We start from the raw sequence: 25,349 nt of genomic DNA, 5'->3' as shown, positions 1-25,349 counted from the left end.
TATGAATAAATCTCCTCTTTTAATTGCCTTGGCGCTTGCGCTAAGTGGTTGTCAAACATTAACAACCGTAGACTCAGACGCTCAAGCAGCTACCCAAGCAAATAAGCGCTTAGAAGGCGCAAGTCCTAACGATATTAACAATGCATTGATGGTAAACGCACAATATCAAACAATTACCGAAAGCGAAGAAGCGCCTGTTTTTGACGATGTATGGGAGCGTATACGCTACCAACTTTCTATAGATGTACCCCAAAACCGCCCTGTTGTTACTGAGCGAAACTATTACGCGCGTCATCAAGCTTATTTAGATCGTATTTCAAAACGTGCAGAGCCTTACTTACACTTTATTGTTGAAGAAGTAGAAAAGCGCGAAATGCCAATAGAAATAGCCTTACTGCCTATTGTAGAAAGTGCTTTTGACCCATTTGGTTATTCAAATAGAAGTGCCTCTGGTATTTGGCAGTTTATGCCAGCAACCGGTGAGCGTTTTGATTTAAAACAAAACTGGTGGTACGACGGGCGTCGCGACATTGTTCAATCGACCCGTGCTGCACTTGACTACTTATCATATTTGCATAAAACCCTTGAGGGTGATTGGCTAAACGCCATTGCGGCTTATAATTCGGGCGAAGGACGCTTAATGCGCGCGATTAAAAAGAATCGCAAAAAGCATTTACCTACCGATTTTTGGTCTTTAGATTTACCTAGCGAAACCACAGCGTATGTACCAAAGCTATTAGCCCTTGCTGATTTACTTAAACGTGCTGATGAGTTTAACGTAAAGTGGAAGCCAGTGATTAATGCGCAAGTAGTTGAAGTGGTTGATGTAGGCACGCAAATTGATTTAGCACTGGCAGCCGATATGGCTGATATGACACTCACTGAGCTTTACAGGTTAAACCCTGGATTTAATCGCTGGGCGACGGATCCTAACGGGCCGCACTTTTTATTATTACCCACCGATAAAGCCGAGCAGTTTAGTCAAAAATTAGCTCAAACCGATGTTAAAGACCGCTTACGCTGGCAACAATACACGGTAGCGCGCGGCGATAGCCTCTCAGTTATAGCTAAAAAGTTTACCACTAGCACGAGTGCAATTCGTTCACTGAACAAATTAAAGTCAAACACCATACGTGTTGGTCAACAATTGTTAGTGCCGCTTACCGACGGCGCAATTAACAGCGAACACTTACCTAAGCAAATGCGCTTAGCGGCAAATAAAGCAACGCGTACTAAGCTGTCGCATACGGTAAAAAGTGGCGATACTTTATGGGATATAAGCCGCGAATACGATGTGACCATGGATGAGCTAGCCTCGTGGAATAAACTGAAGAAAAACGCAGTACTGCGCTTAAATCAAAAGCTCACTGTGTATAAATCAGCGAGTAAACCACAGGCAACTGCAAGTACTAATCGCACTATTACTTACAAAGTACGACGCGGTGACTCGCTTGCACGTATTGCCTCTAAGTTTAATTTAACGGTTAACGAAATTATTAAGTGGAATAACTTAGCTGGTCAAAAGTATTTACAGCCAGGTCAAAAGTTAAAGCTCAAAGTTGATGTAAGAAGCAGTTAACCCACAGTTTAATAATTAAAAAAGGAGCGCATGCGCTCCTTTTTTTGTACATATAAGCAGTTAATACCAATTCGCTTAATTAAATGCTCTATTTTGAGGCTGGAAAAACGTGTTGATAGTTAGGCAATAAATTCGCTATTCAGTTATTCTCGGCAATTGCTCCTGCATTACCCTACCTTCTGCATCCATGCAGTCGTAAAAGAGCATTTTTTAACGCAGGTAGCGACACGTTTAACCCCGCAAAATGACTAAGCATTATTGCGCATTGGTGTTACTAAGCTGGTAATTTTTCAAGCCATGCTTTTAACCACGGCTCTGCAACTGGCCATGGTTCAAAATCTTCACAGGCATCTATTTCTAAGCGGTTACCCACAGGCTTTGCTTGTAAATCACGAAGTAGCTCATCAAAGCTGCGCCCTGCACCGCAAAACGTATCGCCGTAGCATCTATCGCCCATGGCTATAACACCAAATGGCTTATCGGTTAGCATCGGAAATGTGCTGTTCATAGCAAAGTAGAGCCCAGCTAAATTGCTAGGTACATCGCCTTGCCCTGTGGTAGAGGTAACAACTAATATATGTGAGGCGTTTTTTATATCATCAAGTGAGGCCTCACTAATAACGCTCGCAGTGTGCCCCGCTTTTTCAATTGTATTTGCAACGTCGTAGCTTAAACGTTCTGCGCCGCCGTTAACGCTGCCTACAAAAATACTAATATGTGCCATTAATAATCCTTTTCTTGCTGTGGCCAACCTAGTTGCTTACATATACTAAGCATGTCTTCACCTAGTGGCGCTTTAATTACGATGGGTTTATGCGTGTAAGGGTGCACAAAACTAAGCTGCGTTGCAAATAGCATTAACCGCCGCAGTGCAAAGTGCTCCCTAAAAAATTGATTATGCTGGTTATCACCATGATTTACATCACCAATAATAGGTATTGATAAATGATTAAGGTGGCGCCTAATTTGATGCTTTCGACCCGTTTTTGGAAAACACTCTACGAGCGAGTAACGCACTGTTGGGTATTTACCGATAGGGATAGGCAATGCAGTTTGGTGCAAACAATTAAACTGCGTTTGCGCCTCTTGCGGTGCTTTGTTTTGATCTGCAAATTTATCAGCAATTTTATCAAGCTCTTCTTTTAAAGGTTTGTCTAAAAATACCGACTCAGGCGCAAAACCACGTACAAGCGCTAAATAACGTTTTGTAATAGTGCCTTCAATAAAAAGCTTGTTCATGTCTCGGGCAGATTCTGAACTTAAAGCAAATAGCAGCACGCCAGATGTTGGCCTATCGAGGCGATGAACCGGAAATACATGCTGACCTAATTGGTCGCGCAGCATTTGCATTGCAAACTGAGTTTCGTGCTTATCTAAAAATGAGCGATGCACTAATAAGCCTGAAGGTTTATCTATCGCCACAAAGTATTCGTCTTGGTAGAGAATATTAAGCTCGCCGTACTCTACAGGTTCACCCTTTTCAGTCATGGGGTTTACCTAAAAAAGCATCAAGTTCACTAAGTAGCGTTATAATTTCGCCGCTGCCGGTTTTATCCACTAACGCCATTTCTGCCATAGGCGCAATGGCAAAATTTTGCGGCAATGGTTGGCTGAGCGTTATTAATTGCTGCATTTTTTCAATAAATACAAACTGTAACCATTGCTCAAATGCCATAGTATCGTGACAAAAAGGCACTTGAGATTGTAATTTATGCGCCTCTATTGGCGTGCTTTGCCACAGCTTATGTTTTTTTAAAAGTATGCTTAATTGGTTTAAATAAGCCTGCGTTTGCTGATACATAACCACTCTTCTTTTTACGTTATAGGGCAATTATACCCTGTTCCCTCAATGCCTGCTATGGCGTATAATTGAGGCAATTTTGCAGTAAAAACAATTGAGATAACGATGAGCGAACACATAGCGACACTTGGCCAACTTTTAGATGGCGCCGGTACACAATGGCGTGCTTTTGATATTGGTAGGCATATTACTAAGCTTGATAAAAAACAATTTTTAGCTATTGAGCAAGCGCAAGTTCCTTATCCTTATCCGCTTGCGGGGCATGCATGGCTCGCTATTCAATTTTGGGATAGCAAAGCAAGTAAAGAACCATATGTATGGTTTTTAAAGTTTCCACTTGATGAGCAAAGTAAATTAGTGAGCGCGAGCCGCGATCATTTCGCTAATATGGTAATTGAGGCCCTAGGCAGCGAAATAACCGGCGAGCAAGCCGATGGTAAGCTAGATAATAACCCTTATGTGTTTACCCCTAATGCAAATAAATTAGCGGCTTTTAACGCCCAACTTAAAGTATTGTTAAAGCAACCAGCCTCTAAATATTACGAGCACACGCAGCTGTACTTTAGTGGCACTTTAGGTTTTGATGATTGGCAAAGCGTAGCACTACAAGGGATTGCCGATTTTGCACTGCGCCTAAATAACGACAACAACTTAGCAAACTTGCAAAAAGCTTGGCCGCATTTACCACTAGAGGTATTGCAGCCTTTGAGCGCCATGCTTGAACATGTAGAAATACCGCCATCACTCAGTGAGCTTTTAGTCGCCTATGGCCACACTGCCATTGAAAATAACGATACAATTGCACTAACTGCCGCACTGCGCTCACTTTCAAAAGGCCAAGCGCAAGGACTGTGTACGCAACTAGTAGATGCTGCTTTAAGCTCATCTGTTGGCACTGATTCAGATGTACTTTTAACGATTGCAGGGCGATGCTTTTCTCAACTAGAAGAGCCAGAGCGCTTACATATTTTTATGGATAATTGTGCGCACCACCAGCAAATTGCCGAGCTATTTCCCAGTATCTTTGCTGATTTAGTTGCAATACCCACTATACGCCCACATTTATTAGGCTTATTACGTAAAGAAAATCGCAGCGAAACGCTCGCTCGCGCAATTGGAAGGTTGTTCTCTTAATGGCTACTTTGTGGACGTTTATCGCTATTGGCGCTGTAATATACTTATTTTGGCTAAACCGGAAAGTAGCAGAAGCTGCTAACAGTCATGCCGCGCGTCAAGCTGAGCAATTACAGGTTCAGTTAATGAGCGTAGCGTGCACAAAACGCCGCTTTGGCATTTTAAAAAATGGCAAACCTGGGATCAAAAGCGAATTCATGTTTGAGTTTTCAAGTGATGGCGAAAATGCCTATCAAGGTATTTTAATTATGGAAAATGAAATGCTAAAAAGCGTTGTTGTGCCGCCACACAAAATTTAACAAAAAATGTTAAAAAAGGTGGGGTTAAAGCGAAATTAATAAATAGGTTATTACATAAAACTAAGGCGTAACAAAAGTTACGCCCCACTCTTACAGCATCCTGCCCGTTATCCTTGACCCAAAATCCGTGTTATCATCCCCTGAACGAGTAAACAACCCTATTTACCCTCAACATTGCATCCTGCAAAATCCATAACCACCCTGGCTAACCCACGTAAACTAACGCTTGGCTACTTACTGTAGCATCATCCTTGGCCATCCTTTTAAGTAGCTCCTGCCACTTTAAATGCATCCTGCATTTTCCACTTGCCACCTTGGCCATCCTGCGTAAACTAACGCTCCTGCTACTTCCTGTAGCCTCATCCGTAAATATCCTTAAGTAGTTCCAACTACTAAGCGCCTCATGCACTTCCTAGTTCGTCCTTGCATCCTTTTTAACTTGTCCTTTATGCTTCCTGCTAGCATCTGCTATGTTGCCTATTCCGTATCCTTGGCAGTAGCTTAGTCATTAAGCTATGTCGTCTTGACAAGTTAAATACTACGCGAGTTTGGGTTTCATCCTACTAGGTAAACAAAATTAATTTTTAGTAATATATATGAAAAAATATAAAACCATATACAAAACAAAAACTTAGCCTTTTAAAGCTGCATTTGTGAACGAGCGTAACTGATAATGCGCACGCCAATGTAAGATATATCTCACGGGCATATGTCCGTAATGGCGCTTATCGCTTACAGACTTACTTTGCATATGGTTTAAAAAGAAGCTCTCCGGATACTTTATTAAAGGCAAGTGCTTTAAAAGTGCTAAATCCTTCTGATTTAAAAAACGTATTATGCTCTTGGCGTGTAACAAAAACGGCAAGCCCTTTAGCCCCTGTGTTTTTAGTTGCTAAATCATCTAAGCCTCGTAACAGGTATCGCCCAAGACCGTGGCCTTGCACGTGCGGGTCTACCGCAATAAACGCTAAATAGTAGTAATCGCCAATATCATTAAGCGCAGTGCGTATTGTTTGCTCTTTTTCTATTAGTTGGTTGGTTTGCAAATACCCTGCACTCAGCATTAACTTTAAGCGCCAATGCCAATAACGCTCTGGTTGTAATTGGCTGCTTGACTCAAATACACACGCCACCGCTTTTAATTTATCATCGCGGTACAAGCCTATTAATGGCAGCTTTTCTTGCCAAAAGGCACTGAGTTCTTCGCGTATCACTGAGCGTAATTTTTTCTCGTAGGCAGCTATATTATGTTGATCATAACCTAATAAATTTTGAAGTAGCGGATCATCATGATAGGCCTGATAGATTAAACTCCCTGCAGTGCTTATATCTTCAGGGGCAAGGTATTGTACGCTTAATGTGTGCTCATTAGAGGTGACTGTCATTGTGTATCCTTTTTGCTTTACTACCCTCAACGTTGCCAAACTATTTACCGTATATAAAGTAATTAGCAATAGTATGGCGAAAATGTTTATCTATACTGCAAGTTAACTATATACCTAAAGCAAAAATACCGTCAATTCAGCGAGAGTTTAACTAGCAAAGCCTATAGTCTGGCTCTAAGCTTGGTTTAATTTAATAAGATGGAGTAATAATATGGATACGACAAAACACGATATGAAAACGTTGTTTGCACAATTGGGTTTACCTAGCTCAGAACATCAGATTGACGATTTTATTGCTTCTCACTCACTAGAAGACACAACGCTTTTACAACAAGCTCCTTTTTGGGATGAATCACAGCAGCATTTTTTAGCAGAATCGCTAGCAGAAGATGGCGCGTGGAGTGAAGTAATTGATGAACTTGATGTGAGGCTTCGCCAAGAAGGTAAGTAATACTAATTTGCTTAATTATGCGACCTATTTTGAGGCTCGATAAACGTGTTTATAGCTAAGCAAAAATTCACTATTTGGCCGTTCTAAATGAAAAATTTTTAACACAGATAGCGACACGTTTAGCCCCGCAAAATGATTAAGTATTATTGCGAATTGGTATAATCCCCCCTCTACTTATACCAAGGCTTTATGCGCCTTGGTATTGTTGCTACTATAGCACCCGCGCAGCAAACACTTGCTGCGCTTATACATTAAAGAGTTACAAATCTAATGAATGCAGTTGTATTTGATGCAATTAAAGTCCTTCTTGATGAAGGCAAAACCCCTACTGTTGCCCTAACTAAAAGCCGTTTAGCACAACCTGTGCCTATGCCGGTTATTATTGCCGCAGTAAGCCAATATAAAAATAACCCTGATTCAATTCATAATTTAATGAAAAACCCTGTGCAGAGCATCGTTGAGCCTAAAACATCTCAACTCGATCGCATTGAGAAAAAACTCGATAGGTTGCTAGCCCTGTTAGAGCAAAAATAATTTGAGACTATAAATGTTCGTTGTTGATTTAACGTTTGACTGCTACCAAGACACCACCCTAGAGCACGCCGAGCAAGCCATTAACCGATTAGTTAATGCGCTGCGTTTTAACGGCCAAATTATGGGTGAAGAATTCCCAACTGTACTAAAAGATGGCTATTTTATTACCCGTGTAATGTGCCCAACCGAAGACGCCATGCACCCATTAAATAATAGCCCTTTTGTAAAACACAGTATTGAGAAGCTGCACAGTGCAGGTTTACTTGCTCCTAAAATAAAAATTATTGGCCAAGACATTCACTCAAACGGTGCCGATACCTGTAAATCGCCTTCAAGCTATATTTTATACACAACCTATGTGCATACCTGTAGCCCACTGTATTGTGGTGATGACTTTTTACCTGTGCCATTGTTTACTATTCCGGCCATTGCTAATGGGGATTATAAAACACTCATAAAATGGCAAGAAGATTGGCAAGCCTGCGATCAAATACAAATTAACGGCGCTACTCGCTGTGAGTTTCCAGCGCTTGAAGAAATATCAAGCACACAAAGTGACTTATATCGCCGCGGTAAAGACATTGCTAAACGTATTCGCTTTTTAACTCAAAAACCGGTTTATTATTATTTATACCGTGTAGGCGGTGTAGATAAAGCTTCAGAACTTGAGCGTAAATGCCCTAGCTGCAATAGTGAGTGGAAATTACCAGAGCCGTGGTTTGGGTTATTTGATTTTAGGTGTGAGCCGTGTGGGTTGGTATCTAATGTTTCGTGGGATTTTCAGTAACTAAAAGCCTGCACTTTGCAAAATAAAGTTACACACCTTATACAAAATCAGCTTAATGCATTGCACTAAGCTGATTTTTAATGCTCAATTAAATTAAGTAAAAGCGGCAAGTAAGGCTACAATATCGTTACTCTTGCTGTAATAACTGAGCAACCTTTAACGCGTCTTGCAAAGGGATTATCCTGCACAATAATTAACGATTACTGCACATTGGTTTAATTAATCTAAACCTCAAGCGCTTTTAAAAAAGATTCTATATTGGGTGCAAGTACATGATGCGGCTTTTTACCTACGTACTCCAAACATACCTCACCGGTATTTACCTGCACGGTAACCAGTAAGTCATCTTGCTCAGTTAAACCAATGAATAGGGTTTCTGGCTGCTTTAATTTTCGTTTCATTAATACATGACCGGTAATATTTTGTTGCAGCAAGTCAAAATCATCTTTATTCCAAGCTTGTAATAACTCCACACGGTGACCATCTATGCTGGCTAAAATGCTACCGCCATACATGTGCCCATAAAACTCATCAATCCCTGCTGGGAAGCTCAGCTCAAGCGCGTTAGCTAAATCTGATAACGAACCTGCGGGGGTTTGCAAAGCACTTTTCCATTGAATATTGCCTTGTACGTCTACCTCGCCAAACTCGCAAGGGCTAGGCCATTGTTCGTCGTGTGCCATAAGCGGATATTTAGCGGTGTTTTTAACGATTTTTTCACAAAATTGCGTGTAAAGTTGGGCCATTTGCATTGCAACAGACATACTGCGAAACTCATTTAAATTAGATATAATGTCCCTATTGTAACTATTTAAGAGCAAACATGACAGATTACAGCAATTCTCCAGACCTTAAAGGTAGTGTGTTAGGACAATCTACTGAATACGTAGATGTATATTCGCCTAGCTTGCTTTTTCCTATTGCCCGCAAGTTAAATCGTGATGCTTTAAATATTGACGAAGCCGAGTTGCCCTTTAAAGGCCAAGATATTTGGACAGGTTATGAGCTTTCGTGGTTAAACGCTAAAGGTAAACCGCAGGTTGCCGTGGCGCTGTTTACTTTTGCGTGCCAAAGCAGCCATATTATTGAGTCTAAGTCGTTTAAACTTTACTTAAATAGCTTTAATCAAACCCGCTTTGAAAGTATTGAGGTGGTAAAACAGCATTTAATTGAAGACTTATCAAATGCGGTAAATAGCGATGTAGCGGTAACGTTATACGCACCTGATGACTATAACTGCTTACCTTGCACGCCATTACCAGGGCAATGTATTGACGATTTAGATATTGAAATAGATAACTACGATATTGACGCCTACTCACTTAAATCAAAAAGTGACACCCTGGTTACTGAGACCCTGCATAGCCATTTGCTTAAATCTAACTGCTTAATTACCTCGCAGCCAGATTGGGCCAGTATAATTATTCGTTACACTGGTGAGCAAATATGCCATGAGGCACTCCTACGTTATTTAATTTCATTTAGAACCCACAATGAGTTTCATGAGCAATGTGTAGAGCGTATTTATAGTGATTTAACCACGCAGCTAAACATTAAAGAGCTTGAAGTTTATGCGCGTTATACACGCCGCGGTGGGCTGGATATAAATCCGTATCGTTCAACGCACTATAACGATACGCCTTTTGCGGTAAAAATTAATCGCCAGTAATACCAATCGACTTAAATATCACCATAAAAAAGGAGCTTAAGCTCCTTTTTTATACCCGTTATAAGCTAGTCAATGCGCTTAGTCGGAATAGGCATTGCGCACACATCAATATAATTATGGGCGTATACAAACCAAGGTTCGGTACGATTTTTTCGCGCCTCAATCAATTCTCTAAATGATTGCGAGTCTGTTTTCATAACATTAAAGGTGCTTTTATCACGCTTAATATCGGCTAATACCTCAATGTTTGTAATTGGGTTAAATGGCGTATTAGCAACAGGCTTACGCTGTAAACGATTAAAGTGCTCCATACCTTCAAGCACTCTTCCAAATAGGGTAATATTTTTATCAAGGTAGCGCGGACCTTGGCCAATGGTGACAAAAAATTCAGTGCTTGCACTGTTTATCTCATTGCCACGCGCCATGGCAAACACACCGTGGCAATGTACCTGCCAAGTTTTTGTATTAGAGGCGTTTTGTGCGACAGCAAAACCGTTTAAAAACCCCGTTACAGGCGCGTAACCATCGCCTTGTAGCTCTGTAATTTTAAGCGGCTGTGCGGTGCTATGGTAAAACTCTGCAGGCACAGTTTTATTAGCCGTTTTAATTGCTTTATTGCCTGAGCTGTCGCCTCCTTGTGCTACAAACCCTTCAACAAAACGATAAACACGGGTATTTTTATAAAAGCCTTCTCGTGCAAGTTGTTTTATGTGCGCAGTATGTTTAGCTGCAAGCTGTGGGTTAAGCTCAACATAAGCCGCCCCTGTAGGCAGCGTAATTTTTAAAACATTTTGCCTGTCTACATTTCGCCATTCGTGCGCTTTAGCGTGCTTTATTACCTCGCTTGCGCTACGGGTTGGGGTTTGTTGAGTGCCCGCGTGTTGCTCTGTGTATTGGGCGCACCCAGTTAATCCTGTTATTAGTGCTGCTAAATATAGTCCTTTCATATAATCCTTATACTGCCTATTTAGTCCCAATCAAACTTATAGAGTAAATCAACATTTTGATTTAAACCACTGGTGATCTCTACATAAAACTGCGAAAGCAGCTGATAGCGAATAGCGACCTCGCTGAGCGAGTCAAATACCCCTACGCTGTATTTAACTTGTAAGCTAGGCGCTACATAGCCCGATATTTCAAGTTTAGTGTTATCGCCAGAGCCCGTTGAACTTAAGCTTACATCAGATAAACCAATGGTTTCGCCAACTTTAGATACAACGCCTTCACTGCGGCTCACCCCTTGTGAGAGCAATAACTGAGTAAGCATAGCATCGCTTGAACTGTCGCCCTCGCCTAGCGGCTGCCCATTGAGTAAATAGGCCAGCGCTTGTGCTTGATCCATTGCCGGCTCAGAAAACACTTTTAAGGTAGGTTGCTCAACGTTACCAGTAAGCGTAACACCAGCCACAACATCGTTTGCTGTGGTGTCTGGATTACGTATGGCTTTAATATTTAAAAATGGTTGCTCAATTGAGCCACTAAAGCCTATTTGCCCAGTACTAATAATTAAATCTTGGCCAAAAGCTAAATACGTACCATCGATTAAATTTAGCTCGCCGGTGGCAATTATAGGGGCACCTTGGCTCATTTTGATGGCTAAATCGCCCGCTATTTTCGACTCAAGACCAAACGATTCTATTTTTACATCGTTTTTAACAATCACTTTTAAATTTACATCGTAATCAAACGGCACGTTTTCTGCCGTTTCAGTTTGTTGATCAACAATAATCTCATCGTCACTTACTTGAACGGCGCCCTCTGGCAGCTCTTCAATCATTACCCTGCCATAAGGCACAATCACTTCGCCAGACAGCTTTAATGCATTATTTGCAAGTCCAATAGTTAAATCAGGCGATACTTTAAACGTCACGCCTTGCTGCGCGCGTACAAAAAACTGCTCGCCGTTAACGCCTACATTTACCTCAGGCTGGGCGCCTTGCCAATCTATGTCGCCGGTTAGGTTGATTTTACCGCCTTGGGTGTCGTTTAAATTACCTTTAATTGTGGCGGTGGTTTTATCAAATAAAATATTTACATTAGATTTTTGCAATACCACCGGCAACTGCTCACCTTCTAAATTGATATCACTGACATTTAGCTCACCATTTAATAGAGGGTCTTGCAAAGTGCCGGCTACTGCCACGTTTCCTGTTATATCGCCTTTTAATTGCTCAAGGGTTTCGAGAAATGGATGTAAGTCTGATAGCAATATTTTATCTATATTAAGGTGACCGTTTAATGTTTGCTGATTTTGAATATCATCAATATTAATGTCGGTGGCTATTTTACCTAGCACACTTGAGCGTAACTCGGCCTCTAGCTTACCCGTTTGAGAATCAGTGTAGGCACTGACTTTTAGCGTTTCGATGGGTAATCTAAACCGGTCTTCCTCTGAGGTAAGAACAGCAACAAGGTCGTGCGCATTTAAATTAGCGCGAAGTGTTTTTAATGCGCCCTCGTTCCAATTTGCAGCAAAGTCGCCGCTTATATCGCCACGCGTACGCATGTTATCTGGTAAAAAGTGTTTAAGCTCTTCAAGCGCTAAATTGCTCAACGTAGCATTAAATTGGCCCAAGTTTTTAGTTTGCGCAAGGGTATTAATACATAGCTCACTTTTGTTTGAGCGCCAGCAATGCGCACTCACATCAAAATCGCTGGTTTGGGTATTAAACATCACCGCAATTTTTTTACTATTACTAAAGCTGAGCTTTTTGTCACTTAGCGTTATATTACTGAGCGAGCCATTCCATACGTCATTATTGAGCTTACCGGTTACTTCAAGCTCAGCAGCGCCTTGCTCTGCATCTATGGCGGCAACCAGCTGATGGTCGGTTTTATCGCCAGTGGCAGTTAGCTCAACACTATTAATTACCTGATCAGCGACTATTGCTGAGCCTACGTTTAAGCTCACATCGGTTTGCCAATCTGCGGCTGTATCGAGCTGACCTTTAAGGGCGAGTTTGTTAACGTTTATGTCGTTATACATAAAGTTATCGAGTAATAACGATAAATCAACGGCAGGGGTTAAACGGGGTCCTCTAACTTTTAAATCGGCCTTACCGTTTGCAACGAATGGCAGATTAGTTTGCTCATTTCCTGTCAGTGTTACTTTTCCGTCAACCTGCCAGGTGTCGTCAACTTGCCCGCTCAAGGTTAATTTATTGGCACCGCTACTTAAATACAGGCTGTCTATGTTGGCTTTTAGCGTATTGTTAAGTGTAAAGTTTGAGGCAAATTCAAGCGGTGTTTGGTTCAGTGTACCTGCAAGTTGTGTATTATCCATTTGCAAGTGCCAGTTTTGCCCTTCGCTGTTAAAGCGCCCTTCTAGCTGGCCAGAAATATTACTTGTAAGCGCATCTGTTAAGTATTGTGCTTTTAAGCTATTTAACGAACCGGTAAAATCGGCTTGTATGCCCTTTTGCCAATTAATATTACCTTTTAATATTGCACTACTGTCGTTTGCTTTTAGGCTTAAGGTACTTAACTGCGCTTGGCTAAGCGAGCCGTTTAATTGCGTGTTTAATACTACAGCTGGATAGGCACCTAATTGGCTATGCGCTTTTAAACTTAGTGTGTAATCATCCGCATTACCCGAAGCTGATAAATCAACATTATTTACTTTTAGCTCGTTACTTTGAGCGTCAATCAACCATTGCTCAACTTTACCGGTAAGTTCAAACGGATAATTTTTTTGTTTTAAATTAGCCGTTGCCGTTAAATTTAATGGGTACTGACCAGTCGTGTGTAAATTTATATTTAAATCAGATAGATCACCACTTAACGCTAAATTCGCTTGGTGCAAGTCGCTGTTTAGCGCTACTTTAGCGTTTAATGGTAAGTTACCTGCAAGCTCACTAGTTAACTCTGTATTTAATTGCCATTGTTGATACTGCGCGCTAAGCGTTTGTAAGTTAACTTTTTCATCTTCTACATTTAATACAAGCGCTATATTTTCGATTGTGTGAGTTTGCTCACCTTGCTCAATATCTACCTTTTTAACGTCAAACTGCTCTACCCGTAAATTAAGGGGCGATGTAAATTCTATATCTGGTAACGCAGGTAGCGCTTGGCCTTGATTAGCCGTTGCTTGATTAGATGAGGCGGGTTGCTCTTTAAGCTTTACCAATACATCACTAATAGTTAGGCTTTTTAGTGCTAAGGTTGCATCTTCAGCTTTCGCTGCAAGGGTAAAGTTATTTACGGTTACATCAGCACTTGGATGATTTAATACAAATTCGTTTATTGCTACATTTTTAACGGCAATATTAAAGGGAAACGTAATTTCAGCTAATGGCTCTGAGGTGCTCTGTTGTGTGGCTTCGGGTGCATTGCCAAGGGCTAGTTTGATTGACCGCGCACTTACATTTTCAATACATAGGCCATCGCACTGCCACCAAAATAAATCTATTTTAAGCTGCTGCGCTTTAAAATCTGTACTTTGGTTTTTAAAACTCACATTAAACGGGTTGTTATATAAAAAGCGCCCTTTTTTAATCTCGATATGTAAGCCGTGCACCATTTTATTGGCACTATAAGCAATAAATTGATTACCGGGCGCAGTAAATAACAAGCAAAATATAATAACGGCAAGCGTGATTAAAACGCCGATGACGGCGGCGGATATTTTTTTAAATACTGACATTAAATTTCTGGCCCTATGGTAATGCTTAAACGTGTGCTTTTACTTTCTTTAGTAAGCCCCCATGCATGGTCTACTTTTACAGGGCCAATGGGTGTTAAATAACGAAAACCAAAGCCTGCGCCCACTTCAAAGTCGTCCGAAAAGTCATTTGTGGCAGTACCGCCATCAACAAATAAAGCTGCACGCCAATTTTGTGCAAATTGGTAATTGTATTCAATAGTACTGGTTAGTAAGTATTTACCACCAATTAAATCACCGTCTTCATCTTCAGGTGAGATAGACTGATAAGCAAAACCACGTACACTTTGGTCACCACCCGCATAAAAGCGCAGCGAGTAAGGTACGTTTTCTATATTATCGACCAGCATGGCGCCCACGTTTGCTTTTAAAAAAACTAAATGTTTATCTAAATAGGTTCGCAGCCACGCATGCTGCAGCTGCACCCGCACTAAGTTGGTGGTTGAAAGTACATCATCTAAACCAAACTCAGCCGAAATTAGCCACTGCTCACCCCAATAAGGCGTTGTGCCTCCTTTTGACTTTTTACGGGCATAGCTAATACCAGGCATAAGCATTTCGGTGCTTTCTTCTGGTTCATCACCAATGCGGTATGTTTCTTGGTCTCGACGTAAAAATGCTGTACGCACCCAGTTGTTCTCAGTTAACCATTGGCGCTGTAATTGCCCCGTGAGTATTTCACTGTAAATGTCATCAGCAAGTTCATCTTCTAATTTATAACCGACAGAGAAACGCCATAAATCGTCATTAGGGTCGTCAACCGGTATGGTGTATGCCATAGAAATATCTTGCTGTTTTTCGGCAACGTTTAAATTGCTTTCGAGGTAATGCCCGTCTTCGGTGATCCACGGCTTGCTCCACTTAAAACGCACCTTAGGGCCAAGCTCTGTATTAAACCCACCGCCTATTTCGTAGCTATTAGCCGGTTTGGGAAGCACATCAATATTAATGGGTACTTGGCCGTTTTTTCTCGCTGCAATATCGGCGTAAATACGGACGCTGGCAAAGTATGGCGTGCTCGACAGTTCAAGGTTGTAATCAGCTATTTGTGTCGCTTTATAAGGCTGCCCTTGAGTAAAAGGCGCAAGTGAACGTATGTATTTTTCAGCAGGGGTTTCGCTTGCAATAATGATATCGCCGTACTGATAGCGCACACCGGTCTCTATATTAAAGGTAATAACTGCACTATTTTTTTGCACAGACACAGCTAACTTTCGTACAGGCCATTTAGCGTCAAAGTAACCTAGCTCAAGTAATACCGACTCTATTTTTTTATGGGCAGAGTCGTACTTGCCATGATTGAGCACATCGCCTTGCGTTAAATTTAAGTTTTTAATTACATTTTGCAGTAGTGCATCGGCTTTACCTTCACCGCTTAAGCTAATATTAATAGCCTCAATACGGGTTGCAGGCCCCCGCTCTACTTTAACAATGAGTTCTTTGTCGTCTTTATCAAATTCTATATCAACTGTGGGGTTATAATAGCCAAGTGCTTTTATACTGCTTTGCACTTGTTTTTTAGCGTAGCGTTGTAAAGTACGCGTTGGTTTTTCGCCTACTAATTGCTTTAAATAGAGTTCAACGTTGCTTTCTAGCTCGCCGCTAATGCCCTTTATTTCATAATCTTCGATTACTCTTTGCTCAGCGCTTGCTTGAGTACTTATAAAAAAAGCTAAAAAAAATACAAAACGTAATAACTGTTTGAACAAGTAGATATCCTTACTTTTTTATTCTTTAAAAATAAACGACCAATTAAGCGCATACTACCATAGCCATAATGAGCAACACATTAACTTAATAGTGATTTAGGGGCTAAATTACACGCTGCATATGTACGTATAAAGTTAAAATTAATACGCTTTAAGACAATATTTTGGTTACAATAGTGCCTACGAATACAAAATTAATTTTAAATGAGTTTTTAATGCAATTCCCTGATGATGATAACGGCCAACTTTTAGCCGAAATAGCCGCTGCTGGCGTTGATTTAAGCAAAATGCACCAAATCGATTTTTTCATTTTATTTGAACAACAAGCTGATGCTGAAAAATTTGCCAAAGAAATAATCTCTGATGCATTAGTACAAAGCGCAAACGTTGAAAAGTGTAAAGACACTGGCGTGTGGGAAGTGATTACTCATGTACAAATGGTGCCAGAGCACACATTGCTTGGCCAAGCAGAGCAATACCTTGAAAGTATTGCTAATAGTTATAATGGCTATGGCGATGGCTGGGGTTTAATGGACGAAGACGCCGCTTAACAAAAATCAGTTAAGCTTAACCGCTTAACTGATTAGCTTTTCTAAAGTTGCCAATGTAATCAAATAATTTATCAGATACCTTCCAGCCATACTTTTTACTTTTACGCGCGATAACAAAATCGGGGGGCACTAAATCATACTGTGCCTTAATAACCTGCTCAGCACTTTTAAATTCGACAGGCGCTTGCCCCTGCCCTAGGCGTTTACCAAACTGTTTATTAAAAATATACTGCCCGCCTTTACTGGCAAGGTTATATACCTCATCGCAACTAGCACCTTCCTCATCAAAGTAGGTCACTTTAATTAGTTGGTTTTTAAGCGCTGTGACAGTCAAACCACTGCATCGTAGCACTAACGCATCTTTTAAATTAAGTGCATTACGAAGCTTGTCGTCAGGGTCAGCCATAACGGCGCCGCAGTCATGGCATTTACGAGCTGCAATATCGTTTTGTGCACCGCACTGATCACACTCTTTAAACCTAAAGCGATAATCGCATTGCTCTTTATGGCCTTCATCATCTTCTAGTAGGCCTTGGCAACGTCTTCCAAAGTGCTCAGTGACTTTACCGGCTGAATCTGTTTTGCCCCAAAATATATTAGCAAAGCCACAGCCAGGGCAAAGTACTTGTACTGGTTCGTTATCGCTATCGCCTTTTTTATCGCCCACTTCCGGATGAAACAAATCAAATCCGTTGCCAGCGTAATCAATGACCAAGCAATCTTTTTTTCCTTCACTTAAGCGAAGGCCACGGCCAACAATTTGTTGATATAAACTAACCGATTCTGTAGGGCGCAAAATGGCAATAAAATCCACATGCGGCGCGTCAAATCCGGTGGTTAAAACAGAAATATTAACGAGATATTTTATGTTTTTTTGTTTAAATTGATTTATTAATTTATCGCGCTCTACATTTGGGGTATCGCCAGTTATAAGGGCACTTTGCTCTGCGGGTAAATAAGTTAAAATTTCTTGCGCGTGCATAACCGTTGCCGCAAATATCATCACGCCTTGGCGGGTTTCACTGTATTGTATTACCTGCTTCAGTATAGCTTGCGTTGCGCGCTCACTATTTTTTAAAAGCGCATTCATGCCATCAGTCGTATATTGACCAAACGCATTAGTAGCCAAGGACGAAAAATCATAATGACTAATTGCCGCGTCCACTTCATTTGGCGGCGTTAAGTAATTATGTTTGATCATATACCTGAGCGGTAATTCAAATATACAGTTTTTAAATGGACTTTCTTTATTACCTTTTACAAAACCATGGTAATGATGATGGTATATCCACCCCATTCCTAATCTATAAGGTGTGGCTGTTAAACCCAATACTTTTAACTGAGGATTATATTCTTTGAGCGTATTTATAACCTTTCCATATTGGCTTTTTTTATCACCATTTACTCTGTGGCACTCATCAATAATAAGCAAAGAATAATGCTCATTTAATTTATTTAAATTACGCGATAAAGATTGAACACTGGCAAAGGTAACTTGGTGGTTGAGTGATTTTTCTTTTAACCCTGCTGAAAATATACTCGCTTCTAAACCAAAACTTTTATATTTTTGTGCGTTTTGCTCTACCAACTCTTTAACATGTGCAAGCACCAAAATTTTTTGCTTAGCAATTCGCGCAAGCTCTGCAATAACAAGGCTTTTACCCGCACCGGTAGGCAGTACAATCACGGCAGGATCATTTGTTTTTCGAAAATGTAAAACGGTGCGCTCTACGGCCTCTTGCTGATACGGCCTTAATTTATAGCTCATGAAAATAGTAAATAGAATAACCAGAAATGCAGTTTAACAAATACTAAGCGACTGCGGGGAGTTTAAGGTAAGTTTTGGCCAATTAAATCTAGCGTACAAAGCGTAAGCCTTAGCCTAAGTTTAGTTATTAAGTTATTAAGTTATACGCCATTAAAAAGAGAAGCCGTGGCTTCTCTGTTACTTTATTAAGCTAGGTGCTTTTGTAAATCAACACCTTCAAACGCTTTAGGGCGACGACCACGACCGGTCCATTCAATCACTTCGCCATCTACTTCAATACGATACTTAGCTTTTACTTTAGTACGTTTATCTGCAGTACCGTCTTGTAAATCTTCTAACGTAAGTCCTTTTTCTTTTAAAAGATCCAACACTTCCTGTTTAGCTTGTAGCTGCTCAGTATATTTTGCAATCGCATCAGTGATTAATTGTTGTGCTTTTTCTAGCTCAGTTAATGATGCTGTTTTAATAAAAGATCGAACTTCTTTCATTTATATCTCTCTTGCTTGTTGGAGTTAACTTTTTAGTTTCAAAGCAAGTATAAACCCAACAATATATTTTTACCATGAGCAATTTTACTCCATAGCAAAAGGTATAAAAGCAAATACTTTAGCATGAGAAATCAGCATAGAATAAGTATAGTAATGGACTTTAATATCAAATAAAAAATATTTAACCTCTATTAATTTTTTAATAGAGGTTAATAAACTTATAAAGTTAAAGTCTATTTATCAATTTTTACACTACCACGGGTCATCTCTCTCATTGCCTCTTGGCTTAATTTTTCTTGGTAAGCAATTTGTTCAGGTGTTCTACACACTCTTGTTGCAATGTTGCTACCTGTGGCTTTTTCGAGTTTACATATTTTGCCATCGCTTTCACTGGCCTTAAGCGCTGCTGCACTAGTGCAACCTGAAGCTAAAATTACTAATAATACGGTACAAAGATGTTTCATTGTTTATCCTTAATTTAAGTGTGTTGAGGGAGTATGTCATAAGCAATTGTTACTCGTTCCATTTCACTATTTAGGGTATTAGTCCCATGCCAAAAATAGGATGGAAATTGAATAAGTTTGCCTTCCTCTGGTTTTAATGTTGTCTCAGGTAAAAGCTTAGTGTTCATATTAAATCCTGGCTCACCTAGCTTTAACCACCCTTCTTGGTTGGTTGATTCAGATATCAGCGTGGGTATAGATACATAAAATGGTGAACTCATCCAACCTTGGCTGTGATAATGATTTTTATGAAAACCTTTACCTTTCAGAATTACCGACCATGAATCAGTTACTTTAAAATCACCAACATTTCTTTTTAAAAAAGGGTGTTGATTATCTTTTGGAAGCCTTGATAAAAAGCATGACGTTAACTCGTATAGCTCCTGCTTTAGTATTTTTAGTATCGGCAGTTGATAATCAAATAATTTTTCTGCGGTTTGAGAACCATTCACTAAAGATTGCTCTAAAGGATGGTTTTGATAATAATGATACTGTTTTAACGTACCTTTAAGCTCAGTTAAAAAATCATCTATAGAAGCAAAGCCAGAAGGTGTTGCTATTTTCTCCTGCATAACAAATAAATCATAATTGCAGTAATATGAGTACAGCTCGCTTTTTAGTAATCTCAATGCTGTATTTTTAATACACAAGTACTCTTGGTTATATTCGTCTTGATTTAATAACTTATTTATAATGTTCAATGCGTGATCTGGTTTATCTATCGCAATATAGCTTTTGGCTAATTCTATGTACGCGTGATTATTCTTAAACCTATTACTGGCAGCTAAATGGGTCTCTAAAGATTCATCAAATAAGCTGTTTTCACGTTCGTAATCACCCACTATAGAAAACGCTTTTTGTGGGCAATTGCTTTGAGAGAGTATTTGCTTTGCTATTTTGTAAGCCTCAGTTTGCTTACCCGATGTATAAAGCTTTTGTGCAAGCTCAGCTTCCAGTGCAGTATTTTTTCCAGTTATTTTTAAAGCATGGTTATATGAGGATAAAAAACCAGAGTCTGCAGTTTCCCATAGCATTTGGTTTAGCCAATGATGACTGTCTAAATCTAGCGGGTTGATAGTTGTTAGTTCTGTATATATTGCTTTGGCTTTTTTAAACTTACCGGCTAAGTGATAGCAGCTGGCCATATTTTTTTTAGCTTCAACTAAACCAGGGCTTAATTTTAAGCTTTGCTCAAAAGTTATAATTGCTTTATCCCAAAAGCATAAAGCTTTTAAAGCCAACCCTTTACTATTGAGAATACTAGCATCAGCACCAAAATTGCGAATATAATCATCTGTGAGCCTATCGACCTCAGTAAACTTCTCAAGCTTTAAGTCTGTTTTTATTTTTGCACTGAGAATAACTGCATTTTGAGGGGATAGTGTAAATGCTTTATCAATGTATTCTTTTGCTTTAGTAAATTCATTCTTTTTAAAGTATAAAACAGAGATGTTATAAAGTGTTTCTATATCGTCACTATATATAGTCAATACATTTAAATATTGTTTTATTGACTTATCAGGTTCACCCAACAAGTTATATAATTTTGCTTTATTTACATTTAAATGAAAATGACGTGGACTTAGTTTAATGCCTTTTTCAATCTCGGCTAAACATAATATATAATCTTTTTTCTTTTGGTATGCTATAGATTTTAAGTGATGAAGGTGCGCTACAATACTCGATTCATTACTTTTAATCGAATTAGCAATTTTTAATGCCTTAAGGAAATTATTATTATTAATTTCCTTAAGGATTAAGTTGCTTACATCTTGAAATGACATGCCTTGGCTTTGCATATGTTCTCTTAAATAATAAAAAGGCCGATAATATACCGGCCTTAGCATTAAAGCTTATGCTTAGAATGAAATAGTTGTACCTACAAAGAAGTTACGACCGATGTACTTATACAACGTAGTATCTGTATTGGCATCATCATAATCGCTGTAATATGGAGGCTCTTCATCTGTTAGGTTATCTATACCACCACGTAACGAAACATGCTCGTTAAGTTGGTAAGTACCACTTAGTGTATGTGATACAAACGAGTCAGCTTCTGGTGAATAGTAATCCGCAGGGTCTCCATCAAATAATGCAACTGATTCTGTAACAAGCGAATCTACGTACATCACTTTGTATGAAACAGTCCAATCATCACCGGCTGCGCGTAAGCTTACATTATGTTTCCACTCAGGAATTGAGCCAGAACCACTTGATGCAACACCTACGTAATCTTGAATAGGCTCACCAGCAAACTCTTGTACTTCCCATTTAGAGATGTAAGAAGCTTCCCAATCAGCTCTCCACGCTAAGCCAGCAGCGTCAAAGCTATATTGAGCGTTGAAATCTACGCCCGATAGGTTCCAAGTAGAAAGGTTTTGATCAAGTGATGGAGTACCATCAAAGTTACCCGTTGCATCACGTACAACACCTTCACAAAGTGCAAAAGAACCACCTTGTCCACCTTCTTCACCCGCGCTATAACATTTATCTAGCTTAGTCGTAATACCAACAGAGCTTATTACGTTATCTACTTCAATATCGTAGTAATCAACAGTAAAGCTTAGCCCTTCAATTGGCTCAACAACAAGACCAACTGTAAATGTATCAGCAGTTTCAGGACCTAGGTCTGGGTTACCGCCAACAACCGCACGAAGTTGACCACTGTTTTGTGCAAACGTACCATCTGAAGGAATTAGGCCGGCTGCTGCATCAGAAGCACAGGCTGTTTGGTATCTAGAATCAAAGCCAGCACCACCAAAACCAGTACAAGGGTCTGTATAATTGGTGAAGCTATCTGACTGACCACCGTAAAGCTCACTTACACTTGGTGCGCGAAATGCTGTTGATAATACAGAGCGAAGCATAACTTCATCTGTCATACGCCAAGTTAGACCTAACTTATAAGTAGTATCTGATCCAAACGTATCGTAGTCAAAGTAGCGAAGCGCAGCTTCTAAATCTAAAGACTGAACCAGTGGTAAATCATTCAATAGTGGAACAACAAGCTCTACATATGCTTCGTCAACTTTATAGCCACCAGAAGTTGGCTGTACGGCATTACCTGAACCGATACCTGATGAAGAGAATGCATCTGGTTGATTAAATGCTGATTCTTCACGGTGCTCTAGACCAAATGCAAAGCCAACAACACCAGAAGGCATTTCAAATAAATCACCCGAAATTGAAGCGCCTAAGTGGTGCATTTCTGTACCTGAAGTACCCTGATCGGTGTAACGCAAGTAATCGGCATCTGACTGTGAAAGCGCGCCTTCACCGAAGTAGTTAATACATGGAGCAGATGCATCGTTGCCTGTAACCGTGTAATCACTAGGCGAACCTGTAACCGAGACACCTTCACAGTTTTCATTTACTGACGCTATCATTTTGTCTACGTTAATGTAGTTTTTAGAACGGTCAATAGCGCTATTTCGACCATATGTATAGAACACATTCCAAGCGTATTGATCAGCGATAAAGCCCTCTAAACCAGTTGTAAATTGTGCTGTATTTACTTCTTGCTCAAATACACGGCCACCCATTTCTGACATACGACGCAGTGGTAACATGTCTACATTGTCGCCAGGAGTTGCAAAATCATACAAGCCTGAGAATGGGTAAACTTCTGGATTTTGACTTAATACCCAACTACGACCATCAACACTGTATGTGTAGTTGATAGGTGCTGGTGCCATTTGCTGCGTTGAGGTACGGTTTGTGTAGTACGCTTCTGCAAAAAAGTTTAAGTTATCTGCTAATTCATAATTACCTAACACGCTCACATTATAACGAGTTGCAGGCGTAGATAAGTATGAAGCAGAAGAGTAGTTATAGGTATCGTTGCCTTCGCCACTACCCACATATGTGTGATAGCCAGTATCAGTTGATGAACCGTTACCGCCAGGCTCAAACTGAACTCTTCTACCATCATCTAAGATTGCATTCATACCTAAAGAGTTACCAGAACCGGCACAAAAACGCTCACCGCCACTTTCTGCGTATGGACATGCTGAATAATCTCGGTCGCTAGCACGTACAGTACCACGGTCGTAAAAACCAACGTTTACAACAACATTACCTTTGTCACTGCTCACACCAAAGGTGCTGCTTAAGCTAGCTTCTTCACCGTCACCTTCACCTGTCTCTGCATAGCTGGCATCTAGCTCAAAGCCTTCAAAGTCATCGCGCATGATAATATTAACCACACCAGCAAGAGCATCAGAGCCGTAAACAGCTGATGCACCGTCTTTTAAAACCTCTATGCGTTTTACAGCGCTAAAAGGAATGGCATTAAGATCCACGGTAGAAGATGCACCAGTACCTGAGGCAATCATACGGCGTCCATTAACAAGTACCAATGTACGTGATGAACCCATACCTCTTAAGTTAACAGTTGCATTACCATTACCGCCATTATTTACAGCAGCAGTTAATCCGCCCGACTGAGCGGTAAGGTTTTGTAACGCATCGGAAATATTTGAAATACCCTGAACTTTCATATCTTCAGTAGTAATAATGCTCACTGGTGAAGCGCTTTCAAGATCTGCACGTTTAATTCGTGAACCGGTAACCTCTATACGCTCTACCTTTTCAACTCCCTCTTCAGCAGCAATTGAATTTGCTGAAAATACAGCTGTAGATGCCGTACCAAAAGCAATCGCTAAGCGCACCGCTTTTGAAACTTGGTTATTTAACATTGGATTCTCCCTGAAATAATTTTATTTATATATTTATTGTTTTAGCCATTAAATAAATAGCTTAAGAAGTGAAAGCACCGCTTCTTTTGTGAATGTTAGTATCAATATATAAACATAGTCAACATATTAAAAACCAATAATTCACATCAATTTAAATATAATTAATATTAGTTTATTTCGATAAAGGGGACAAAAAAATAAAGTGTGAATATACCAATAACCGGAACAATGCATTTTTGAAAATAAAACGCAAAATACTTCTACTTATTTACATATTTAAAGGTGTTAACAAGGTAATTTAAAATTTATAAATGACAAGGTGACCAAGAACAATGTTTAACAAGTCGCCAAAAAGTAGAGGAATCGGGAGCTGCAGCTCGTTTGGCCTTTGGAATACCATCAAAGCTGCTAGAGTATTAATGTGCAGAACAGAACAAATTTTAGTGATGGGGCTAGCTATTTGCGTCCTTTGTAAAGCGTTCCGATATATTCATTATTAGAGTCAACTAAAGCCTCTTTAAATGTTTTATCGCCTAACAATAACAACTGGCTAATATCCTTAGAGTTTAACGCCGCTTGCTTTAAGTCACTTAACCTTAAGATCAGCCCTTCGAGCTCTTGAGTAAATAATTGATAAGCGCGTTCTAAATCAATTTTTCTATTATTCAAAATAAACTGAAAAAAGTCGGGATACCGTGTTCCATTAACTGCGTGAGGGTGTACTTGCCTTTCAAGCTGGATAAGGTTATTTATTGTTTTTATCAAGCTATTAACCTGAGCATTATCATCTTTTTTCAGCTCATCAATTAGCTGCTTTAAAGGAGTTAACAAGTCACTACGTACACGTACAGCAGACTCCAATATAAGCACATTTGGTTTAACTATATCTGAATCTATTTCGTGGCAAACAATTTGATATAACCCACCCGGTTTTAATACCCTAAATAATTCAGAAATGCTCTTCGAAAGCTCACTGTATTCAATTGCAAATTGAGCCACTATCGCATCAAATTCATTATTTTCAAAAGGTAAGGACTCTGCACTTACATCTGATAAAATACTAGAGTCGGGCACGCCTGTAACGCTCTTTGCCACTGTTGCTTTATCAATACCAATAAAGCTCAGCTGATCTTTACTACTATCGTGTATAAGCTGTATCAGTGCACCATTGCCTGTTCCTATGTCTAGTATTTTACACTGTGGACTAAGCTCAGTAGCAAAACTTGTCCAGCTCTGCTTGAGCTTGCCTGTATAGTTTTTCTTAATATCCTGCCCAAATGAAGTTAAATACCCTTGAGACCAATACTCACTCCAATAATTTTCCATAAAAAATC

At 39.9% G+C, this 25,349-nt stretch carries 22 protein-coding genes; 8 read left to right on the top strand and 14 right to left on the bottom strand.

Annotation, left to right across the window (positions count from 1 at the left end):
* Position 1 precedes the first annotated feature (1 nt).
* Positions 2-1,579 (top strand): LysM peptidoglycan-binding domain-containing protein, encoded by a 1,578-nt coding sequence (locus tag EJ103_RS05825; RefSeq protein ID WP_089349114.1) that lies wholly within the window; start codon positions 2-4, stop codon positions 1,577-1,579.
* Positions 1,580-1,853: 274 nt separating this feature from the next.
* On the opposite strand, the gene EJ103_RS05820 is transcribed toward EJ103_RS05825, so the two are convergent.
* The 3 genes from EJ103_RS05820 to EJ103_RS05810 are packed head-to-tail and all read right to left on the bottom strand — an operon-like array spanning position 1,854 to position 3,380.
* The gene (locus EJ103_RS05820) at positions 1,854-2,303 is read right to left on the bottom strand and encodes a flavodoxin (protein ID WP_024033689.1); all 450 of its coding nucleotides are present in this window, start codon (positions 2,301-2,303) and stop codon (positions 1,854-1,856) included.
* A complete protein-coding gene (gene truC / locus EJ103_RS05815; RefSeq protein ID WP_126006513.1) occupies positions 2,303-3,067 on the bottom strand; it encodes a tRNA pseudouridine(65) synthase TruC in 765 nt (254 codons plus the stop codon). Before truC ends, EJ103_RS05820 begins: the two co-directional genes overlap by 1 nt.
* Positions 3,060-3,380 (bottom strand): YqcC family protein, encoded by a 321-nt coding sequence (locus EJ103_RS05810; RefSeq protein WP_126006512.1) that lies wholly within the window; start codon positions 3,378-3,380, stop codon positions 3,060-3,062. The genes truC and EJ103_RS05810 overlap by 8 nt, the downstream gene beginning before the upstream one ends.
* A gap of 105 nt (positions 3,381-3,485) precedes the next feature.
* Between EJ103_RS05810 and EJ103_RS05805 the strand changes: the two genes are divergently transcribed.
* Together EJ103_RS05805 and EJ103_RS05800 are read left to right on the top strand one after the other, a co-directional pair.
* Positions 3,486-4,514, top strand: coding sequence for a DUF3549 family protein (locus tag EJ103_RS05805; protein WP_004585973.1), 1,029 nt, complete (start codon positions 3,486-3,488; stop codon positions 4,512-4,514).
* Positions 4,514-4,813, top strand: a complete 300-nt coding sequence (locus tag EJ103_RS05800) for a DUF3301 domain-containing protein (RefSeq protein ID WP_004585972.1) — start codon at positions 4,514-4,516, stop codon at positions 4,811-4,813. Before EJ103_RS05805 ends, EJ103_RS05800 begins: the two co-directional genes overlap by 1 nt.
* A 740-nt stretch (positions 4,814-5,553) precedes the next feature.
* Here the strand turns inward: EJ103_RS05800 and EJ103_RS05795 are convergent.
* On the bottom strand, positions 5,554-6,198 hold the full coding sequence (locus EJ103_RS05795) for a GNAT family N-acetyltransferase (protein WP_126006510.1): 645 nt from the start codon (positions 6,196-6,198) through the stop codon (positions 5,554-5,556).
* A 211-nt stretch (positions 6,199-6,409) separates the two neighbouring features.
* Between EJ103_RS05795 and EJ103_RS05790 the strand changes: the two genes are divergently transcribed.
* The 3 genes from EJ103_RS05790 to EJ103_RS05780 all read left to right on the top strand — a co-directional run bounded on the left by EJ103_RS05790 (position 6,410) and on the right by EJ103_RS05780 (position 7,970).
* Entirely contained in the window at positions 6,410-6,649 is a 240-nt protein-coding gene (locus EJ103_RS05790) for a DUF2789 domain-containing protein (protein ID WP_126006508.1), read from the top strand.
* 270 nt (positions 6,650-6,919) lie between these two features.
* Positions 6,920-7,183, top strand: coding sequence for a hypothetical protein (locus tag EJ103_RS05785; protein WP_126006507.1), 264 nt, complete (start codon positions 6,920-6,922; stop codon positions 7,181-7,183).
* A gap of 13 nt (positions 7,184-7,196) precedes the next feature.
* Positions 7,197-7,970, top strand: coding sequence for a Zn-ribbon-containing protein (locus EJ103_RS05780; protein ID WP_126006505.1), 774 nt, complete (start codon positions 7,197-7,199; stop codon positions 7,968-7,970).
* A gap of 224 nt (positions 7,971-8,194) precedes the next feature.
* Here the strand turns inward: EJ103_RS05780 and syd are convergent, their stop codons facing one another.
* Positions 8,195-8,734 (bottom strand): SecY-interacting protein, encoded by a 540-nt coding sequence (syd, locus tag EJ103_RS05775; protein WP_126006503.1) that lies wholly within the window; start codon positions 8,732-8,734, stop codon positions 8,195-8,197.
* 59 nt (positions 8,735-8,793) lie between these two features.
* Here syd and queF point away from each other — a divergent pair, with 59 nt between their 5' ends.
* On the top strand, positions 8,794-9,639 hold the full coding sequence (gene queF / locus EJ103_RS05770; protein WP_055255227.1) for an NADPH-dependent 7-cyano-7-deazaguanine reductase QueF: 846 nt from the start codon (positions 8,794-8,796) through the stop codon (positions 9,637-9,639).
* 65 nt (positions 9,640-9,704) lie between these two features.
* Here queF and EJ103_RS05765 read toward each other — a convergent pair whose 3' ends face one another.
* Genes EJ103_RS05765 through EJ103_RS05755 form a run of 3 tightly spaced genes read right to left on the bottom strand, consistent with a single transcriptional unit; the run spans position 9,705 to position 16,008 of the window.
* Complete coding sequence (locus tag EJ103_RS05765) at positions 9,705-10,586, bottom strand: peptidylprolyl isomerase (protein WP_126006501.1); 882 nt, start codon at positions 10,584-10,586, stop codon at positions 9,705-9,707.
* A gap of 20 nt (positions 10,587-10,606) precedes the next feature.
* The gene (locus EJ103_RS05760; RefSeq protein WP_126006499.1) at positions 10,607-14,281 is read right to left on the bottom strand and encodes a translocation/assembly module TamB domain-containing protein; all 3,675 of its coding nucleotides are present in this window, start codon (positions 14,279-14,281) and stop codon (positions 10,607-10,609) included.
* Positions 14,281-16,008: an autotransporter assembly complex family protein gene (locus tag EJ103_RS05755; protein ID WP_126006497.1), complete on the bottom strand. Its 1,728-nt coding sequence runs from the start codon at positions 16,006-16,008 to the stop codon at positions 14,281-14,283. Before EJ103_RS05755 ends, EJ103_RS05760 begins: the two co-directional genes overlap by 1 nt.
* A 215-nt stretch (positions 16,009-16,223) precedes the next feature.
* On the opposite strand from EJ103_RS05755, the gene EJ103_RS05750 reads away from it, so the two are divergent.
* Entirely contained in the window at positions 16,224-16,559 is a 336-nt protein-coding gene (locus EJ103_RS05750) for a ribonuclease E inhibitor RraB (protein WP_024033700.1), read from the top strand.
* 16 nt (positions 16,560-16,575) lie between these two features.
* Here EJ103_RS05750 and EJ103_RS05745 read toward each other — a convergent pair whose 3' ends face one another.
* The 6 genes from EJ103_RS05745 to EJ103_RS05720 all read right to left on the bottom strand — a co-directional run bounded on the left by EJ103_RS05745 (position 16,576) and on the right by EJ103_RS05720 (position 25,341).
* Positions 16,576-18,327 carry a DEAD/DEAH box helicase gene (locus EJ103_RS05745; protein ID WP_126006496.1) on the bottom strand — a complete coding sequence of 584 codons (1,752 nt, stop codon included), beginning with the start codon at positions 18,325-18,327 and terminating at the stop codon, positions 16,576-16,578.
* A 185-nt stretch (positions 18,328-18,512) separates the two neighbouring features.
* The gene (locus tag EJ103_RS05740) at positions 18,513-18,815 is read right to left on the bottom strand and encodes an H-NS histone family protein (RefSeq protein WP_004585960.1); all 303 of its coding nucleotides are present in this window, start codon (positions 18,813-18,815) and stop codon (positions 18,513-18,515) included.
* A 233-nt stretch (positions 18,816-19,048) separates the two neighbouring features.
* The gene (locus EJ103_RS05735) at positions 19,049-19,279 is read right to left on the bottom strand and encodes a hypothetical protein (protein ID WP_126006494.1); all 231 of its coding nucleotides are present in this window, start codon (positions 19,277-19,279) and stop codon (positions 19,049-19,051) included.
* Between the two features lie 14 nt (positions 19,280-19,293).
* On the bottom strand, positions 19,294-21,117 hold the full coding sequence (locus EJ103_RS05730) for a putative 2OG-Fe(II) oxygenase (RefSeq protein ID WP_164521612.1): 1,824 nt from the start codon (positions 21,115-21,117) through the stop codon (positions 19,294-19,296).
* A 60-nt stretch (positions 21,118-21,177) separates the two neighbouring features.
* Positions 21,178-24,015, bottom strand: a complete 2,838-nt coding sequence (locus EJ103_RS05725; RefSeq protein ID WP_029774022.1) for a TonB-dependent receptor — start codon at positions 24,013-24,015, stop codon at positions 21,178-21,180.
* Positions 24,016-24,471: 456 nt separating this feature from the next.
* A complete protein-coding gene (locus EJ103_RS05720) occupies positions 24,472-25,341 on the bottom strand; it encodes a class I SAM-dependent methyltransferase (RefSeq protein ID WP_126006490.1) in 870 nt (289 codons plus the stop codon).
* Positions 25,342-25,349 lie beyond the last annotated feature (8 nt).

The organism is Pseudoalteromonas sp. Xi13 (assembly GCF_003952205.1).
Taxonomy (GTDB): domain Bacteria; phylum Pseudomonadota; class Gammaproteobacteria; order Enterobacterales; family Alteromonadaceae; genus Pseudoalteromonas; species Pseudoalteromonas atlantica.
This window is presented reverse-complemented; position numbering and strand designations above follow the sequence as displayed.

Coding starts and splice junctions, on each gene's coding strand:
- EJ103_RS05825 (WP_089349114.1), top strand. CDS start 2: ATGAATAAATCTCCTCTTTTAATTGCCTTGGCGCTTGCGCTAAGTGGT.
- EJ103_RS05820 (WP_024033689.1), bottom strand. CDS start 2,303: ATGGCACATATTAGTATTTTTGTAGGCAGCGTTAACGGCGGCGCAGAA.
- truC (WP_126006513.1), bottom strand. CDS start 3,067: ATGACTGAAAAGGGTGAACCTGTAGAGTACGGCGAGCTTAATATTCTC.
- EJ103_RS05810 (WP_126006512.1), bottom strand. CDS start 3,380: ATGTATCAGCAAACGCAGGCTTATTTAAACCAATTAAGCATACTTTTA.
- EJ103_RS05805 (WP_004585973.1), top strand. CDS start 3,486: ATGAGCGAACACATAGCGACACTTGGCCAACTTTTAGATGGCGCCGGT.
- EJ103_RS05800 (WP_004585972.1), top strand. CDS start 4,514: ATGGCTACTTTGTGGACGTTTATCGCTATTGGCGCTGTAATATACTTA.
- EJ103_RS05795 (WP_126006510.1), bottom strand. CDS start 6,198: ATGACAGTCACCTCTAATGAGCACACATTAAGCGTACAATACCTTGCC.
- EJ103_RS05790 (WP_126006508.1), top strand. CDS start 6,410: ATGGATACGACAAAACACGATATGAAAACGTTGTTTGCACAATTGGGT.
- EJ103_RS05785 (WP_126006507.1), top strand. CDS start 6,920: ATGAATGCAGTTGTATTTGATGCAATTAAAGTCCTTCTTGATGAAGGC.
- EJ103_RS05780 (WP_126006505.1), top strand. CDS start 7,197: ATGTTCGTTGTTGATTTAACGTTTGACTGCTACCAAGACACCACCCTA.
- syd (WP_126006503.1), bottom strand. CDS start 8,734: ATGTCTGTTGCAATGCAAATGGCCCAACTTTACACGCAATTTTGTGAA.
- queF (WP_055255227.1), top strand. CDS start 8,794: ATGACAGATTACAGCAATTCTCCAGACCTTAAAGGTAGTGTGTTAGGA.
- EJ103_RS05765 (WP_126006501.1), bottom strand. CDS start 10,586: ATGAAAGGACTATATTTAGCAGCACTAATAACAGGATTAACTGGGTGC.
- EJ103_RS05760 (WP_126006499.1), bottom strand. CDS start 14,281: ATGTCAGTATTTAAAAAAATATCCGCCGCCGTCATCGGCGTTTTAATC.
- EJ103_RS05750 (WP_024033700.1), top strand. CDS start 16,224: ATGCAATTCCCTGATGATGATAACGGCCAACTTTTAGCCGAAATAGCC.
- EJ103_RS05745 (WP_126006496.1), bottom strand. CDS start 18,327: ATGAGCTATAAATTAAGGCCGTATCAGCAAGAGGCCGTAGAGCGCACC.
- EJ103_RS05740 (WP_004585960.1), bottom strand. CDS start 18,815: ATGAAAGAAGTTCGATCTTTTATTAAAACAGCATCATTAACTGAGCTA.
- EJ103_RS05735 (WP_126006494.1), bottom strand. CDS start 19,279: ATGAAACATCTTTGTACCGTATTATTAGTAATTTTAGCTTCAGGTTGC.
- EJ103_RS05730 (WP_164521612.1), bottom strand. CDS start 21,117: ATGCAAAGCCAAGGCATGTCATTTCAAGATGTAAGCAACTTAATCCTT.
- EJ103_RS05725 (WP_029774022.1), bottom strand. CDS start 24,015: ATGTTAAATAACCAAGTTTCAAAAGCGGTGCGCTTAGCGATTGCTTTT.
- EJ103_RS05720 (WP_126006490.1), bottom strand. CDS start 25,341: ATGGAAAATTATTGGAGTGAGTATTGGTCTCAAGGGTATTTAACTTCA.